Source organism: Ferrovibrio sp. (assembly GCF_029255545.1).
Lineage (GTDB): Bacteria > Pseudomonadota > Alphaproteobacteria > Ferrovibrionales > Ferrovibrionaceae > Ferrovibrio.
On sequence record NZ_JANLJJ010000091.1, the window covers coordinates 116565 to 129790 of the forward strand.

At 66.4% G+C, this 13226-nt stretch carries 17 protein-coding genes; 10 read left to right on the forward strand and 7 right to left on the reverse strand.

The features are described from left to right. Window position 1: 1 nt before the first annotated feature. Entirely contained in the window at window positions 2-1195 is a 1194-nt protein-coding gene (locus Q1J79_RS17970; protein WP_300303084.1) for a class I SAM-dependent rRNA methyltransferase, read from the reverse strand. Window positions 1196-1268: 73 nt separating this feature from the next. Between Q1J79_RS17970 and Q1J79_RS17975 the strand changes: the two genes are divergently transcribed. From Q1J79_RS17975 to Q1J79_RS17985, 3 genes are all read left to right on the forward strand, one after another. Continuing rightward, window positions 1269-1679: an HIT family protein gene (locus Q1J79_RS17975; protein WP_300303086.1), complete on the forward strand. Its 411-nt coding sequence runs from the start codon at window positions 1269-1271 to the stop codon at window positions 1677-1679. 17 nt (window positions 1680-1696) lie between these two features. Next, complete coding sequence (locus Q1J79_RS17980) at window positions 1697-1990, forward strand: SemiSWEET family sugar transporter (protein ID WP_300303088.1); 294 nt, start codon at window positions 1697-1699, stop codon at window positions 1988-1990. A 69-nt stretch (window positions 1991-2059) separates the two neighbouring features. Continuing rightward, window positions 2060-3118: a TAXI family TRAP transporter solute-binding subunit gene (locus Q1J79_RS17985; protein WP_300303090.1), complete on the forward strand. Its 1059-nt coding sequence runs from the start codon at window positions 2060-2062 to the stop codon at window positions 3116-3118. Here the strand turns inward: Q1J79_RS17985 and Q1J79_RS17990 are convergent, their stop codons facing one another. Beyond that, on the reverse strand, window positions 3119-3781 hold the full coding sequence (locus Q1J79_RS17990) for a glutathione S-transferase family protein (RefSeq protein WP_300303091.1): 663 nt from the start codon (window positions 3779-3781) through the stop codon (window positions 3119-3121). 111 nt (window positions 3782-3892) lie between these two features. On the opposite strand from Q1J79_RS17990, the gene Q1J79_RS17995 reads away from it, so the two are divergent. Then, window positions 3893-5266, forward strand: coding sequence for a M17 family metallopeptidase (locus Q1J79_RS17995; RefSeq protein WP_300303093.1), 1374 nt, complete (start codon window positions 3893-3895; stop codon window positions 5264-5266). Between the two features lie 193 nt (window positions 5267-5459). Beyond that, window positions 5460-5669: a hypothetical protein gene (locus Q1J79_RS18000; RefSeq protein ID WP_300303095.1), complete on the forward strand. Its 210-nt coding sequence runs from the start codon at window positions 5460-5462 to the stop codon at window positions 5667-5669. A 148-nt stretch (window positions 5670-5817) separates the two neighbouring features. On the opposite strand, the gene Q1J79_RS18005 is transcribed toward Q1J79_RS18000, so the two are convergent. After that, the gene (locus Q1J79_RS18005; RefSeq protein WP_300303097.1) at window positions 5818-6687 is read right to left on the reverse strand and encodes a LysR family transcriptional regulator; all 870 of its coding nucleotides are present in this window, start codon (window positions 6685-6687) and stop codon (window positions 5818-5820) included. 121 nt (window positions 6688-6808) lie between these two features. On the opposite strand from Q1J79_RS18005, the gene Q1J79_RS18010 reads away from it, so the two are divergent. Continuing rightward, complete coding sequence (locus tag Q1J79_RS18010; protein ID WP_300303099.1) at window positions 6809-7810, forward strand: zinc-dependent alcohol dehydrogenase family protein; 1002 nt, start codon at window positions 6809-6811, stop codon at window positions 7808-7810. Between the two features lie 18 nt (window positions 7811-7828). On the opposite strand, the gene Q1J79_RS18015 is transcribed toward Q1J79_RS18010, so the two are convergent. Together Q1J79_RS18015 and Q1J79_RS18020 are read right to left on the reverse strand one after the other, a co-directional pair. Continuing rightward, window positions 7829-8281, reverse strand: a complete 453-nt coding sequence (locus Q1J79_RS18015) for a TfoX/Sxy family protein (protein ID WP_300303100.1) — start codon at window positions 8279-8281, stop codon at window positions 7829-7831. A gap of 319 nt (window positions 8282-8600) precedes the next feature. Beyond that, window positions 8601-9365, reverse strand: a complete 765-nt coding sequence (locus Q1J79_RS18020) for a GGDEF domain-containing protein (protein WP_300303102.1) — start codon at window positions 9363-9365, stop codon at window positions 8601-8603. Between the two features lie 177 nt (window positions 9366-9542). On the opposite strand from Q1J79_RS18020, the gene purE reads away from it, so the two are divergent. The 3 genes from purE (at window position 9543) to Q1J79_RS18035 (ending at window position 11701) form a co-directional block, all read left to right on the forward strand. Then, window positions 9543-10052, forward strand: coding sequence for a 5-(carboxyamino)imidazole ribonucleotide mutase (gene purE, locus Q1J79_RS18025; protein WP_300303104.1), 510 nt, complete (start codon window positions 9543-9545; stop codon window positions 10050-10052). A gap of 1 nt (window position 10053) precedes the next feature. Then, on the forward strand, window positions 10054-11139 hold the full coding sequence (locus Q1J79_RS18030) for a 5-(carboxyamino)imidazole ribonucleotide synthase (protein ID WP_300303106.1): 1086 nt from the start codon (window positions 10054-10056) through the stop codon (window positions 11137-11139). A gap of 145 nt (window positions 11140-11284) precedes the next feature. After that, the gene (locus Q1J79_RS18035) at window positions 11285-11701 is read left to right on the forward strand and encodes a hypothetical protein (protein WP_300303108.1); all 417 of its coding nucleotides are present in this window, start codon (window positions 11285-11287) and stop codon (window positions 11699-11701) included. A gap of 9 nt (window positions 11702-11710) precedes the next feature. On the opposite strand, the gene Q1J79_RS18040 is transcribed toward Q1J79_RS18035, so the two are convergent. Beyond that, a complete protein-coding gene (locus tag Q1J79_RS18040) occupies window positions 11711-12346 on the reverse strand; it encodes a COQ9 family protein (RefSeq protein WP_300303110.1) in 636 nt (211 codons plus the stop codon). Window positions 12347-12357: 11 nt separating this feature from the next. Continuing rightward, the gene (def, locus tag Q1J79_RS18045) at window positions 12358-12891 is read right to left on the reverse strand and encodes a peptide deformylase (protein ID WP_300303112.1); all 534 of its coding nucleotides are present in this window, start codon (window positions 12889-12891) and stop codon (window positions 12358-12360) included. Window positions 12892-13103: 212 nt separating this feature from the next. Between def and rpsU the strand changes: the two genes are divergently transcribed. Next, the coding region (gene rpsU / locus Q1J79_RS18050) for a 30S ribosomal protein S21 (RefSeq protein ID WP_300303120.1) at window positions 13104-13226 on the forward strand (123 nt) is incomplete at its 3' end.

Here is a 13226-nt window from a genome sequence, read left to right on the forward strand (position 1 = left end):
TTCAGTCGAGCTGCAGGATCTGCCATTTCAGATAGGCGCTTTCCGGCAGGTGCGGATGCACCGGATGGTCGGGGCCGGCGCCGCCCTGATACAGGATGCGACCGCTGCGGCCGGCATTGCCCAGCCCGATCGCGACTTCTTTGGCAAACAATTCGCCCGGCAGCAGATGGGCGCAACAGGCCACGAACCAGATCCCGCCCGGCGCCACCAGCGGCGCGGCCAGCTTGGCGAGTTTCCGGTAGGCCCGGCTGCCTGGCCCGAGATCCTTGCGGCTTTTGACGAAATTCGGCGGGTCGGTGACCACGATGCCGAAACGCGCGCCGGACTGGTTCAGCTTCTCCAGCGCATCAAAGGCCTCGCCCTTCTCGAACCGCGCGATCCTGGCCAGGCCGTTCTGCCTGGCGGCTTCCGTTGCCTGCGCCAGCGCCAGGTCCGAGCGGTCGATGCCGACCACGCTCTTCGCCCCGGCCCTCGCCGCCGTCAGCGCGAAGGCGCCGGAATTGCAGTAGCAGTCCAGCATCTCCTGCCCTTTCGCAAGAGAGGCCAGGATGGCGCGCGCGCCGGCCAGATCGAAATACCAGCCGGTCTTCTGCCCCTCCAGCAGATCGAGCGCGAAGCGCACGCCGCCCTCTTCCACCACGGCCGGCGTATCCAGCGCGCCGGCGGCCAGCCGAATCTCCTGCTCCAGGCCCTCCAGCTTGCGCACGGCTGAATCGTTGCGCAGCGCCACCGCGCGCGGTTTGAACAGGGCCTGCAGCGATTCGACCAGCAGCGGGGTGAGCAGCTCGGCGCCGGCGGTGTTGGCCTGCAGGCTGAACACGTCGCCATAGCGGTCGATCACCACGCCGGGCATGCCATCGGCCTCGGCATGCACCAGGCGGTAGTAAGGCGAGGAAAAGCAGCGCTCCCGGAGCAATTTGGCCGATTGCAGCCGGGCGCTGAGAAATTCCGCATTAATGCGCGCCTCGGTGTCGCGCGACCACAATCGTGCCGCAATCAGCGAGTGAGGATTGAAACTTGCCACGCCGATACCCGCGCCATGGGCGTCCAGCAGGCGTACCAGCGTGCCGGGTGGCAGTGCTTTCGCCGTGGCGTCGAGTTCCAGCTCATTGGAGTACACCCAGGGATGTCCACCCTTCACACGGCGTTCTTCGCGCGCTTTCACGCGCAATACGGGCAGCGTTTTCGCGGCCATGGACAAATCCTCTGTGAATGGTTTATCAGCGCGATGCGCGACGCGTATCGCTCTTTGGAAAGCGAAGATACCGATGTTCAGCCTGCATGACCAGTTACGCCGGGATACTCTGCCGGTCTGCCGCATGAAGCTCTGCCTGGTGCAGCTCATGAACGACGCCCAGTATCCTTGGCTGGTGCTGATCCCGGCGGTGGAAAACATCACCGAGATCCACGAGTTGAACGAAAAGCAGCGCAAGCTGCTGATCAACGAGATCGCCCAGACCCAGCGCGTGCTGCAACATTGTTTCGAGCCGCACAAGCTGAATGTCGGCGCGCTCGGCAACATGGTGCCGCAGTTGCATGTCCATGTCGTCGCCCGCTTCCGCGAGGACCCGGCCTGGCCCGCGCCGATCTGGGGCAAGTTGCCGGCCCGGCCCTATGAGGATGCCGCCCTGCGCATCGCCATCGCCCGGCTGCAGAACGCCTTCATCACCCGGGTCTGACCGCGTATAGTGCGGCCATGTCCGCTGAACTGATCGAATCGACCGGCCTGGTCGCCGGCTTCCTGACCACGCTCGCCTATGTGCCCCAGGTCCTGAAGGTGTGGCGTTCGCGCACGGCACGCGACATCTCGCTGGTCATGTTCCTGCTGATGAATATCGGCATCGCGCTGTGGCTGATCTACGGCCTGCTGATCGGCTCGCCCGGCCTGATCGCGGCCAATCTGGTCACGCTCTGCCTGACCGCCGCCGTGCTGGCCGCCAAGCTGAAATTCGACCGTCCGTTTGATCGGCCGGGCCGCCCGCAGGACTAGCCGCCGCCCCGCAGGCCGGTCATCAAAGCGTCGCTGGCCAGCCGCCGGCGACGGGCGTATAAAAAACCGATGCGCCGCCGCGATTTCCTCCGCACGTCCATTGCCTCTGGGGTAGCCGCCGGTCTGGCAACCAATCTGGGCGGCCTTCGCCAGGCGGCCGGCCAGACGCAGACGGCGCAGGCCCCGGACACGCCCGCCACCGCCGGCTTTTTCCGCATCCTGACCGGCTCGGCCCATACCACCGCCTTCCCGGTCGGCGTCACCATCGCCTCCGCCATTTCCAATCCGCCGGGCAGCCGGCCCTGCGACAAGGGCGGCTCCTGCGGCGTGCCCGGCCTGATCGCGGTGGCGCTGACCAGCCCGGGCTCGGTCGCCAATCTGGCCGCGGTAGGCAATGAAAGCATCGAATCCGGCTTCGCCCAGGCCGATCTGGTCGTCAGCGCCTGGCAGGGCGAGGGCCTGTATTTCCGCCGCGCCAAGCAGGCCAATCTGCGTGTGCTGGCCAGCCTGTATCCGGAAACCATCCATCTCGTGGTCCGCCGCGGCAGCGGCATCGCCGAACTGCGCGACCTGGTCGGCAAGCGCGTCTCGATCGACCGCAGCGGCTCGGGCACGCGATTCAATGCCGAGATCATCCTGACCGCCTATGGCGTGCGGCTGCAGCAGGTGAAGGTACTGGAAGTCGATCCGGGCGAGGCTGCCGACCTGATGGCCCGGGACGAACTCGATGCCTTCTTCCTGATCTCGGGCCAGCCGGCCCCCACCGTCGGCGACCTGACCGACCGCAGGATCGCCGAACTGGTGCCGCTCGCCGGCAAGCAGATCGAGGGCGCGCTGCGCCGGCATCCCTTCTTCAGCCGCGATATCATCCCCGCCCGCACCTATACCGATGTGGCGGAGACCGAAACCCTGAGCATCGGCATGCAATGGGTGGTGCCGGAAAGCCTGAACGCCGACCTGGCCTATGAAATCCTGCGCGCCCTGTGGCATCCGCAGAACCGCCGCATTCTCGATGCCGGCCCCGCCATGGCCCAGAAAATCCGCCTCGGCACCGCCCTGCTTGGCGTCTCCGCGCCGCTGCATGCCGGCGCCGAGCGCTTCTATCGCGAGATGAAGCTGATCACCTGATCAGTCTTCCGGCAGCGGCTGTTCCTTCGCCGAGGCGGCGATCCATTCCTGCATGATGGGCAGGGCATAGATCGCGTCGACATAGGCCGCTGAAACGGCATCCAGTGGCACGCCGTAGCTGCGCAGCCGCGTCGCCACCGGCGCATACATGCAGTCGGCGAGGCTGAAACGGCCGAACAGGAAATCGCCGCCGCCATCGTCGGTATTGGCGCCGAAACGGCCACGACAATCCTGCCAGATCTGCTGGATGCGGGCGATATCGTGCCTGGCCTCTTCCGAGGGAATGCCCGGCGCCTTGCCCAGGCGGCAGATATCCATCGGCAGATCATGGCGCAGGGCGGCGAAACCGGCATGCATCTCGCTCATCACGCTGCGGGCCACTGCGCGGGCACGGCTGTCGTCCGGCAGCAGCTTCGCCTCCGGCCAGGTCTCGGCGATATATTCGCAGATCGCCAGGCTCTCCCAGACAAGCAGGTCGCCATGCTTCAGCGCCGGCACCTTGCCGGCCGGCGAATGCAGCAGGATCGTGGTCTTGGTATCGGGCCGGCGCAGGGGGATCAGCACCTCCTTGAAGGGCTGCCCGGTGGCTTTCAGCGCCAGCCAGGGCCGCAGGCTCCAGCTCGAATAATTCTTGTTGCCGATAACGAGGGTAAGGTCGTTCACGGGAGGCTCCTGATTAGCGCAGCGTATTTCGCTCCGGCTGCGGAGCCCTTATAAACGAGGCAGCGCCATTCGCCCAGACACCGCCATCCTTCCAGCTTTCCCGAGGCCATTGTGACTGCCACCCTCACCGCCAAGGCATCCGCCGCCATCCCCGTCGATACCTGCACGGCCAAACAATGGCCGGCGCGGCTGGCCCGCGAAAAAGGCCTGGTGGCCGGCTGGGCCGAAACCCAGGGTTTCAAGGCCAAACCCGGCCAGGTTCTGGTGCTGCCCGATGCGAAAACCGGCAAGCCGCTGCGCGTCATCGCCGGCCTGCCCGAGCAGCCCGACCTGTGGTCCTACGCCGCCATCGCCGCGGCCCTGCCCACGGGCGAATACCGCCTGACCGACGGCAAAGCCAGCGACGCCGCGGCACTGGGCTGGGCGCTCGCCGCCTATCGCTTCGACCGCTACAGGAAGATCGAAAAGAAGGCCGCGCGGCTGATCTGGCCGGCCAGGGCCAACAAGCAGCGCGTGGTGGCGCTGTATGACGGCATCGTGCTGGCGCGCGACCTGATCAATACGCCCGCCGGCGACATGGGCCCGGCCGAGCTGGCCGAAGCCGCCCGCGCCGTCGCCCTGATCGGCGGTGCCGAGTTCAACTGCATCATCGGCGAGGAGCTGCTGGAGCAGAATTATCCGATGATCCACGCGGTCGGCCGCGCCTCGCATCGCCTGCCGCGCCTGGTCGACATCCGCTGGGGCAATCCGAAACACCCCAAGCTCACCCTGGTGGGCAAGGGCGTGTGCTTCGATTCCGGCGGGCTCGACCTGAAACCCTCCGCCGGCATGCTGCTGATGAAAAAGGACATGGGCGGCGCCGCCGTCATGCTTGGCCTCGCCGCCGTGATCATGGCGATGAAACTTCCGGTGCGGCTGCGCGTGCTGATCGGCGCGGTGGAGAACAGCGTTTCGGGCAATGCCTTCCGCCCCGGCGACGTGTTGCACAGCCGCAAGGGGCTGACCGTCGAGATCGGCAACACCGATGCCGAAGGCCGCCTGGTGCTGGGCGACGCGCTGGCCGAGGCCGACGCGGAAAAACCCGACTGGCTGATCGATGCCGCGACGCTGACCGGCGCGGCCCGCGTCGCCGTCGGCCCGGATCTGCCGGCGCTGTTCTCGACCGACGATGCGATGGCGCAGGCGCTGCTGGATGCGGGCCTCAGCGTCGGCGATCCGCTCTGGCGCCTGCCGCTGCACCAGCCTTATCGCGACTATATCGAGGGCAAGGTGGGCGACATCAGCAATTCGGGCGACACGCCCTTTGCCGGCTCGATCACCGCCGCCCTGTTCCTGAAGGAATTCGTCAGCAGGACGAAATCCTACGCCCATCTCGACATGTTTGCCTGGAACCCGAAGGCGCGGCCGGGCCGGCCGCTTGGCGCCGAGGCCACCGGCCTGCGCGCGCTGTATGCGGCGATCGAGAAGCGCTACGGCAGGAAATAAAAAACAATCCGTATTGATGGACCGTCATGCTCGGGCTTGGCCCGGGCAGGCCCGCGTTTTCTGTTTTCAATGGCCAGGTCACAACACGGTCACAGGAGTCACACGCTTGTCGGGAGCAGAAGGCCGCCCTGTCCCATAGTCTCCAGCCATGCCGTCGCGAGACGCGAAATGACGATAGTAAACGGAGACGACCATGTCCTTCCCCGGCGCCGCTTTTTTCCTGGTTCTCGCCATCCTGCAATTCTTCATCGTCGCCGATGGCCTGGTGTCGTGGCTGCAGGCCGACTGGATGCTGGCGGCCAACGTCGCGGCCCTGCTCAGCGGGTTGCCCCTGCTGGCCATGCTGAAGGCAATCCGCGACGACCGGCGCGCCGCGCGCCATGTGCTGCGGCAGCGCGCCTGACCGGTTTTCCATCCGCTTCATTCGGCGTCCGTCGCGGGCTGCGTTTCCAACCGGGGGGTTCGCCCGGCCTGTTTTGCAGCCTGTTCATCGGCCCGGTCCTGGCGTCCTCCCTGCCCGGACCGGGCCGTTTTTTTTGACCCTGGCGGCCTCAATTCGCCAGTCGCGCGATCACCAGATCCAGCAGGGCGCGCAGACGCGCCAGCCGCCGCAGATCGCGATGATAGCCCACCCAGGTGATCCGCCCCGGCGGCTCTTCTCCCAGATCGACGCGTTCGAGTTCCGCCATCCCGTCGCCCAGCGGCCGCGGCAATACCGCGAGGCCAACGCCCTGCGCGCACAGGCTGGCCTGCACGTCGCGATTGTTGCTGCGGAAGGCGGCCGTGGCCTGCGGCAGCATGCGTCGCAGCCAGGCCACATCGGGCATGCCATCGAACGCAGTGTCCATGGTCACGAGCGACGCGCCGCTGCCATCGCCGGCGCGCGGATGCGGCAGGCCGGCGCGGATATACAGGGCATAGCTGACATGCAGCAGGCGACGCGAAATCACCTCCGCCTCGTCGAAGGGCGCGATGCGGAACACCATGTCGGCTTCGCGGCGCGACAGGCTGTACAGCCGGCTGTCGGTGAGCAGCTCAACCGCGACGCCGGGATGCAGCCGTTTGAATTCCGCCAGCACCGGCGCCAGCATGTGCAGGCCGAACCAGTCCGAGGATGACAGGCGCAGGTCGCCATCCAGCTGCTGCTCCCGCCCCGCCAGCTGGCGCTGGAAGGCCAGCGCCTCCTCTTCGATCCGTTCGGCATGGCCCAGCACGGCCGCCCCTTCATCGGTCAGCACGAAACCGTCGCTGGTCCGCTGGAACAGGGCCTGCCCCACCGCGTCTTCGAGAACGCGCAGCCGCCGCCCCATGGTCGGCTGGGTCTGGCCCAGCTTGCGCGCGGCCTTGCCCAGGGTGCCCTCACGGGCGATGGCGAGAAAAATGCGTAGATCGCTCCATTCCATCGCGGCATGCCTGGCCATCGTGATCATCCTGAATGAGCCATTATCATGCAAAATTGCATGGATTAATTACAATATTTTTCATTTTCAAACAATTTAATAAGGACCAGTTTGTCTCCGCCAACCCCAGTGGAGACCCACCATGACGAAAACAGACACGATGCGCGCCCTTGTCCTTGAGGCGCATAACGCCCCGTTTCGCGATACTGAAATTGCCCGCCCCCAGCCGCGCTCGGGCGAAGTGCTGGTGCGGATCAAGGCCAGCGGCGTCAACCCGCTCGACCTGAAGATCCGCGCGGGCGCCGCCGCCCATGCGAAACATCGCCTGCCCGCCGTGCTCGGCATCGACCTAGCCGGCGTGATCGAGGCCATTGGTCCCGGCGTGACCGGCTTCCGGCCGGGCGACGAGGTTTATGGCATGACCGGCGGAGTCGGCGGGCTGCAGGGCTCCCTGGCCGAATATGCCGTGGTCGACGCCACCCTGCTGGCGCCAAAGCCGGCCAATCTCACGATGCGCGAAGCCGCGGCCATGCCGCTGGTTTTCATCACCGCCTGGGAAGGCCTGGTCGACCGCGCCCGCGTGCAGGCCGGACAGAGCGTGCTGGTGCAGGGCGGCGGTGGCGGGGTTGGCCATATGGCGATCCAGATCGCGCGCGCCTTCGGCGCCGAGGTCTGCGCCACCGACAGCGCCGAGAAACGCAGCTTCATCGAGCAGCTCGGCGCCACTGCGATCGACTTCCGCACCAGCAGGGTGGAAGATTATGTGATGCGCCACACGGCCGGACGCGGCTTCGATCTGGTGTACGATACTGGCGGCGGTGTGATGCTGGACGCATCCTTCCATGCGGTCCGCCATTTCGGTCATGTGGTGAGTTGTCTGGGATGGGGCACGCATGCCCTGGCGCCGCTGTCTTTCCGCGCCGCCAGCTATTCCGGCATCTTCACTCTGGCGCCGTTGCTGACAGGCGAAGGCCGTTCGCATTACGGCGACATCCTGCGCGAGGCCGCCAGGCTGGTCGAAACCGGCAGGATCAGGCCAAGCCTCGATCCGCGGCATTTCGGCATGGAGCAGGTTGAAGCGGCTTATGCGGCCATTGAAAGCCGCGATGCCGCCGGCAAGATCGTCGTCGACATCGCCGCCTGATCCGCGCCGCGCATACTCTCAGGCCCGGTCGCGCGATGATCGGCGCGGCCGGGCTTTTTTGACTGCCGCTGGTTTCTTCGCGGCGGTTTTCTTCACGGCGGGTTTCTTCACTCTCGCCCTTTTGGGCTTGGCCGGCTTGGCCGTGCGGCGCGAGGCCGCCAGCGCATCCTGCACCCACTCGCGCAGATCGGCCGGATCGAGCAGCACGTCCTCGGGCAGTTCATACCAGCGCTCGATCGCCTGCTGCACAGCCTTGCGGCTGTAGCGGAACGGCCCCATGCCGGCATCTTTGAAACGCGACCGGGTCTGGTCGTCGACCACGAAATACAGCGTGCCCCGCAGAATCACGCCGAACAGCACTCCGTCGATGCGCAGGCCGCTGCCGCTGAACAGCCGCTCGCGCGTCACCGGCCCGACCCGGGCGGCATTCAGGCAGTCCAGCACATAGGCAGTGAAATCGTCCGCAGGCACGGCCTCTTGTCTCCGCAAATATGTTCTTTATATGTTCTAGATGCTATTGTCGCTCTTGTACATCGTTAAAATGTGTCCTGGCCCAGGACAGTACCGGGCGACGATATCCGGTCGGAGTTGCCTCAGGCGGCCCGGCTGCGCGTCGCAACACTTGGCTGCTTTTGGCGATGATTGGCCAGAATTGGCTAAAATTGGCAATAATTGTCGATGATTGGCGATGATTGGCAACTTTTGGCCAGGAGGTGGGCACAGTGCCGGCCAGGATAAGCCGGCCAGAAAGCCGGATTTTCGCCAATTCCGCCCCAGATCAGGCCCGGAATCAGGCCCGGGCGGAGCGCCGGGCCAGTTTGTGGTTGTACATCATCTGGTCGGCGGCGGCCAAAGCCGAGCCCGGGTCCTCGCCGGGCTTGAGCGGGTAGACGCCATAGGCGGCATCCAGCGGCAGGGTTTTGCCTTCCCAGTGCAGCGGCCGGCGCCGGACCGCCTCGGCCAGGTGATCGGCCTTCTCGCGCCCCTGCTGGGCATCGGTCTCGCTTAATATCACGCCGTATTCGTCGCCGCCGAGCCGGGCGACCACGTCGACCTCGCGGGTATTGTCGAGCAGGATCTGGCCGATCTGGATCAGGGCCGCGTCGCCGGCGGCATGGCCATGTTTGTCGTTGATCTCCTTCAGGCCGTTCAGGTCGAAATAGATCAGGGAGGATGCCCGGTTGTAGCGTTCGACATGGGCCATGGCGCGGGAGAGCTCGCGCACGAAGGCGCGCCGGTTATACAGCGGCGTCAGCGTGTCGCGATCGGCCAGGCGTTCCAGCTCGGCCAGGCGATGGCGGGTCCGGGTCAGCTCGTTGCGCAACTGGTCGACCTCGCCCATCAGCCGCATGATGGCATCGCGCACCCGCGGCGTCAGTTCGGCTTCCGGAATGCCCATCACGGTGGCCGTGGCGGCCGGCTGGGCGACCGGCTGCGCCGGCGCGGCAGCCTGGGATGCGGCGACGGCAAGCGGACGCGCGCCGCCACCCGACGCCCCGATGGGCGCGGTGCCGGGCCCCAGCCCTACCGGTCGACGATCCTCGATCTTGGCCATGCTCCGCCTGGTTGGACGGTATTCTCTGCTAGTCATGCCCCGGAAGCTATTAACAAATCATGGATCGGGGCCGGTCGCCACCCGGTAGCGCCCTTCTGGTCGGCTGCTGTCCGATGGCCGCTTTACAGGCCGACCCCGCTCCCTATAATCCGCCGCTTTCCGCGACAGGAGTAACCGATGCCGCCGCGTAAAGGTTCGTCCGGCCAGAAGCCTTTGGTCGGCATCATCATGGGCAGCCAGTCCGACTGGGCGACCATGGAACATGCCGCAGAGATCCTGAAGGTCCTGAAAATTCCGGCCGAACACCGCATCGTCTCGGCCCATCGCACGCCGCAGCGGCTGTATGATTATGCGCACGGCGCCGCCGGCCGCGGCATCCAGGTGATCATCGCCGGCGCCGGCGGTGCCGCCCATCTGCCTGGCATGGCCGCCGCCATGACGCATCTGCCGGTGCTGGGCGTGCCGGTGGAAAGCAAGGCGCTCAAGGGCCTCGACTCCCTGCTCTCGATCCAGCAGATGCCTGGCGGCATTCCGGTCGGCGCCCTGGCGGTCGGCAAGGCCGGCGCGATCAATGCCGGCCTGCTGGCGGCCGCCATCCTGGCGCTGAGTGACCCGGCCCTGTCCAAACGCCTGCAGGCCTGGCGGGCGAAACAGACCAAGGCGATCAAGCTGAAACCGGCGACATGACATGACCGCGCTCCCGCCCGGCAGCAGGATCGGCATCCTCGGCGGCGGCCAGCTCGGCCGCATGCTGGCGATCGCCGCCGCGCGGCTGGGCTATCACTGTCATATCTTCGCCCCTGAAGCCGACCCGCCGGCCGCCGAGGTCGCAGCGGAATTCACCCGCGCCGATTACACCGATGCCGCCGCCATGGCCGCCTTCGCCCAGAGCTGCGCGGTGGTCACCTACGAATTCGAGAACATTCCCTACGAGCCGGTGAAGGCGATTGCCGAACTGGTGCCGGTGCGGCCGGGCACCGAGGCCCTGCGCATCACGCAGGACCGCCTGTTCGAGAAGGACTTCTGCACCAGCCGCGGCATTGCCACGGCCCCCTATCGCGCCGTCGCGAATCCTGCCGATCTCTGTGCCGCCGCCACCGCGCTCGGCGTGCCGCTGGTGCTGAAGACGCGCCGCATGGGGTATGACGGCAAGGGCCAGTACAAGGTCACCAGCACGGATGATGCGGCGGCGGCCTTCGCCGCGCTGAAATCGGATGCGCTGATTGCCGAGGGCTTCATCAGCTTCCGCCGCGAATTGTCGGTGGTGCTGGCGCGCGGCCTGGATGGCAGCATCGCCTCGTGGGGTCCGGTGGAAAATATCCATCGCAACCATATCCTGTGGCGCACTCATGCCCCGGCCGTGATCGCGCCGACGCTGGCCGCCGACGTGGAACGCCTCGCCACCAGCCTGGTCGAGGGCCTGGATTATGTTGGCGTGCTGGCCGTCGAGCTGTTCGACTGCGGCGATCGCATCCTGGTCAACGAACTGGCGCCGCGCGTGCATAATTCCGGCCACTGGACGCTGGATGCCGCCATCACCTCGCAGTTCGAGCAGCATATCCGCGCCATCTGCGGCCTGCCGCTCGGCGCGGCCGACCGGCTCTGCGACGCGGTGATGGAGAACCTGGTCGGCGACGAGGTCGAGACCTGGCCCGCCCTGCTGGCCGAACCCAACGCCAAGCTGCATCTCTACGGCAAGGCCGAGGCGCGGCCGGGCCGCAAGATGGGCCACGTCACCCGGCTCTACCCCACGGGCAAGGCGCCACAACCTTAAGTCACGGCGCCGCCAGCGTCTTTCCCTTGGCGAGCGGGCCTGCCTGCCCTATAGTATGGTTAAGTAATTTCCACGCCCTGCCGAGAACGGCAGGTTGCCCGGGTCGAGCGCCAGAAGCGCGCCGCGTCCGGCCGGAGCAGTGGCCATGGCCATCGACAGCATTTCGTCCGGCAGCGTTGCCCCGCTGTTACCGACGCGTCAGCAGCAGAACAATCCGGCCGCCGGCACGGACAACAATGCCGTGCGCGAAGCGGCGCAGGGCAACGAGCAGGGCAACCGCTTTCAGCTCGACCTGGCCACGCCAGCCGCCGCGCCGACAGCGACGCAGACGTCCAATGCCGTCGCCCAGCCGAATCCCGGCCAGCGCAGCGACGCCACGCCGGCCGCCGGCACCAATGACGGCGGCACCATCGTCAACGGCCTGACCCAGCAGTTGCAGCAGCAGGACAATACCGAACCGCCGACCTCGCGGAATTCCTCGATCAATTACGGCGCCAGCGGCACGCCGAACAACCAGCAGAACCCGAGCCAGTCGGGCCGGCTGGTCAGCCTCTCGGTCTGATCGCCAGAGTCAAACGCGGCGCGTGCGGCCCAGCGGATTGGGCAGCCGATCAAACAGCTTTCCCAGCTTGCCCTTGGCCTGCTGGATGCGCATGACATCGGCCAGCCGGCGATCGAGAAACGCCGCCGTCGAGGCAAAGCCTTCCGACTTGTCGTCCAGCCAGTGCAGCAGCGTGGTGGCATAAACGCCGGCCAGCAGCATCCGCTTGGTGTAGAAGTTGAAATCCGTCGCGGTATCGCCGGCGGCATACCAGATGGCATCCACCGTGCGATAAAGCTGCTGCAGCGCCTTCGGGGCATATTGCGGCAGGGCTTCCAGGCTCAGCGCCCGGCGCACCGCCTCGCGATGCGGCGCGGTCAGTTCCAGCCGCACCAGTATGGCGGTCTTCACCCGCTCGCGGATTTTCATCGCGGCAAGGTCGCGACCGTCCAGCACGCGCAGCATCGCCCGGTCGGTTTCGGCAACCCAGAAATCCAGCGCTTCGGCTGCGCCGCCGGGAAAGGCCCGGGCCAGCATGCCGGCTTCATAGCCGCAGTCTTTCGCCGCCAATGTCATCGCCCTGGCGGTCCAGCCGTCGAAGGGCACATGCACCAGCAGGGCATCCAGCAGGGCGCGTTTTTCGGCGATCAGGTGGTCGTCCGTCATGGTGGCCTCCCTCAGTCTTCCTGCTCCTGCGGTCGCAGGCTGGCGCGATGCCGCAATTCGCTTTCGAATACCAGATCCTTCAGATCGGTCATGCGCTGCGGATACAGGATGCCGTCCAGATGGTCCAGTTCATGCTGCGCCACCCGGGCATGCCAGCCACCGACCTCGCGCTGCAGGCGGCGACCATCGGGCAGCATGCCTTCATAGGCGATCCGGGTGTAGCGCGGCACCAGGCCACGCAGCCCCGGCACCGACAGGCAGCCCTCCCAGGCCAGATCCTGTTCCTCGCCCAGCGGCTGCCAGCGCGGGTTGACCAGGGTGACCAGTTCGCGGCCGCCATCGCCCTCGTCCGGGGTCAGGAACACCACCACCCGCAGGGGCACATGCACCTGCGGGGCCGCCAGGCCCTGGCCGGGCGCGTCGACCATGGTATCCACCATGTCGGCGATCAGCTGATGGATCTCCGGGGCGGTCGGATCGGCAACCGAGTCGGCCGGCCGGGCCAGCACCGGATGCCCCATGCGGGCGATTTTCAGAATGGCCATGTGATTTAACCTATGCCAGGGGGCCGAAACGGCCAAGAGCCGGGCCAGAACCGGCAAATAATTGCCCGAACTGGGCTTTTTGGGGCCTATTATTACTGGCTAGCCGGACATAAAGCCGCTTCACAAAGCCCGGGGGGCGTGCTAGAAGGCGCGACTTGCCGGGGCCCCGCCCCGCAACCGGATTCTTATTGACCCGAAAGGATGGGACCCACGTGCAAGTCCTGGTTCGTGACAACAACGTCGATCAGGCCCTGAAGGCGCTGAAAAAGAAGATGCAGCGTGAGGGCATTTTCCGCGAGATGAAGCTGCGCGGCCATTACGAGAAGCCGTCCGAG

What these genes read in the sequence shown, in the direction of transcription:
- Q1J79_RS17970 (WP_300303084.1), bottom strand. Translation starts at nt 1,195, where the DNA reads ATGGCCGCGAAAACGCTGCCCGTATTGCGCGTGAAAGCGCGCGAAGAA.
- Q1J79_RS17975 (WP_300303086.1), top strand. Translation starts at nt 1,269, where the DNA reads ATGTTCAGCCTGCATGACCAGTTACGCCGGGATACTCTGCCGGTCTGC.
- Q1J79_RS17980 (WP_300303088.1), top strand. Translation starts at nt 1,697, where the DNA reads ATGTCCGCTGAACTGATCGAATCGACCGGCCTGGTCGCCGGCTTCCTG.
- Q1J79_RS17985 (WP_300303090.1), top strand. Translation starts at nt 2,060, where the DNA reads ATGCGCCGCCGCGATTTCCTCCGCACGTCCATTGCCTCTGGGGTAGCC.
- Q1J79_RS18000 (WP_300303095.1), top strand. Translation starts at nt 5,460, where the DNA reads ATGTCCTTCCCCGGCGCCGCTTTTTTCCTGGTTCTCGCCATCCTGCAA.
- Q1J79_RS18005 (WP_300303097.1), bottom strand. Translation starts at nt 6,687, where the DNA reads ATGGCCAGGCATGCCGCGATGGAATGGAGCGATCTACGCATTTTTCTC.
- Q1J79_RS18010 (WP_300303099.1), top strand. Translation starts at nt 6,809, where the DNA reads ATGACGAAAACAGACACGATGCGCGCCCTTGTCCTTGAGGCGCATAAC.
- Q1J79_RS18020 (WP_300303102.1), bottom strand. Translation starts at nt 9,365, where the DNA reads ATGGCCAAGATCGAGGATCGTCGACCGGTAGGGCTGGGGCCCGGCACC.
- purE (WP_300303104.1), top strand. Translation starts at nt 9,543, where the DNA reads ATGCCGCCGCGTAAAGGTTCGTCCGGCCAGAAGCCTTTGGTCGGCATC.
- Q1J79_RS18030 (WP_300303106.1), top strand. Translation starts at nt 10,054, where the DNA reads ATGACCGCGCTCCCGCCCGGCAGCAGGATCGGCATCCTCGGCGGCGGC.
- Q1J79_RS18035 (WP_300303108.1), top strand. Translation starts at nt 11,285, where the DNA reads ATGGCCATCGACAGCATTTCGTCCGGCAGCGTTGCCCCGCTGTTACCG.
- Q1J79_RS18040 (WP_300303110.1), bottom strand. Translation starts at nt 12,346, where the DNA reads ATGACGGACGACCACCTGATCGCCGAAAAACGCGCCCTGCTGGATGCC.
- def (WP_300303112.1), bottom strand. Translation starts at nt 12,891, where the DNA reads ATGGCCATTCTGAAAATCGCCCGCATGGGGCATCCGGTGCTGGCCCGG.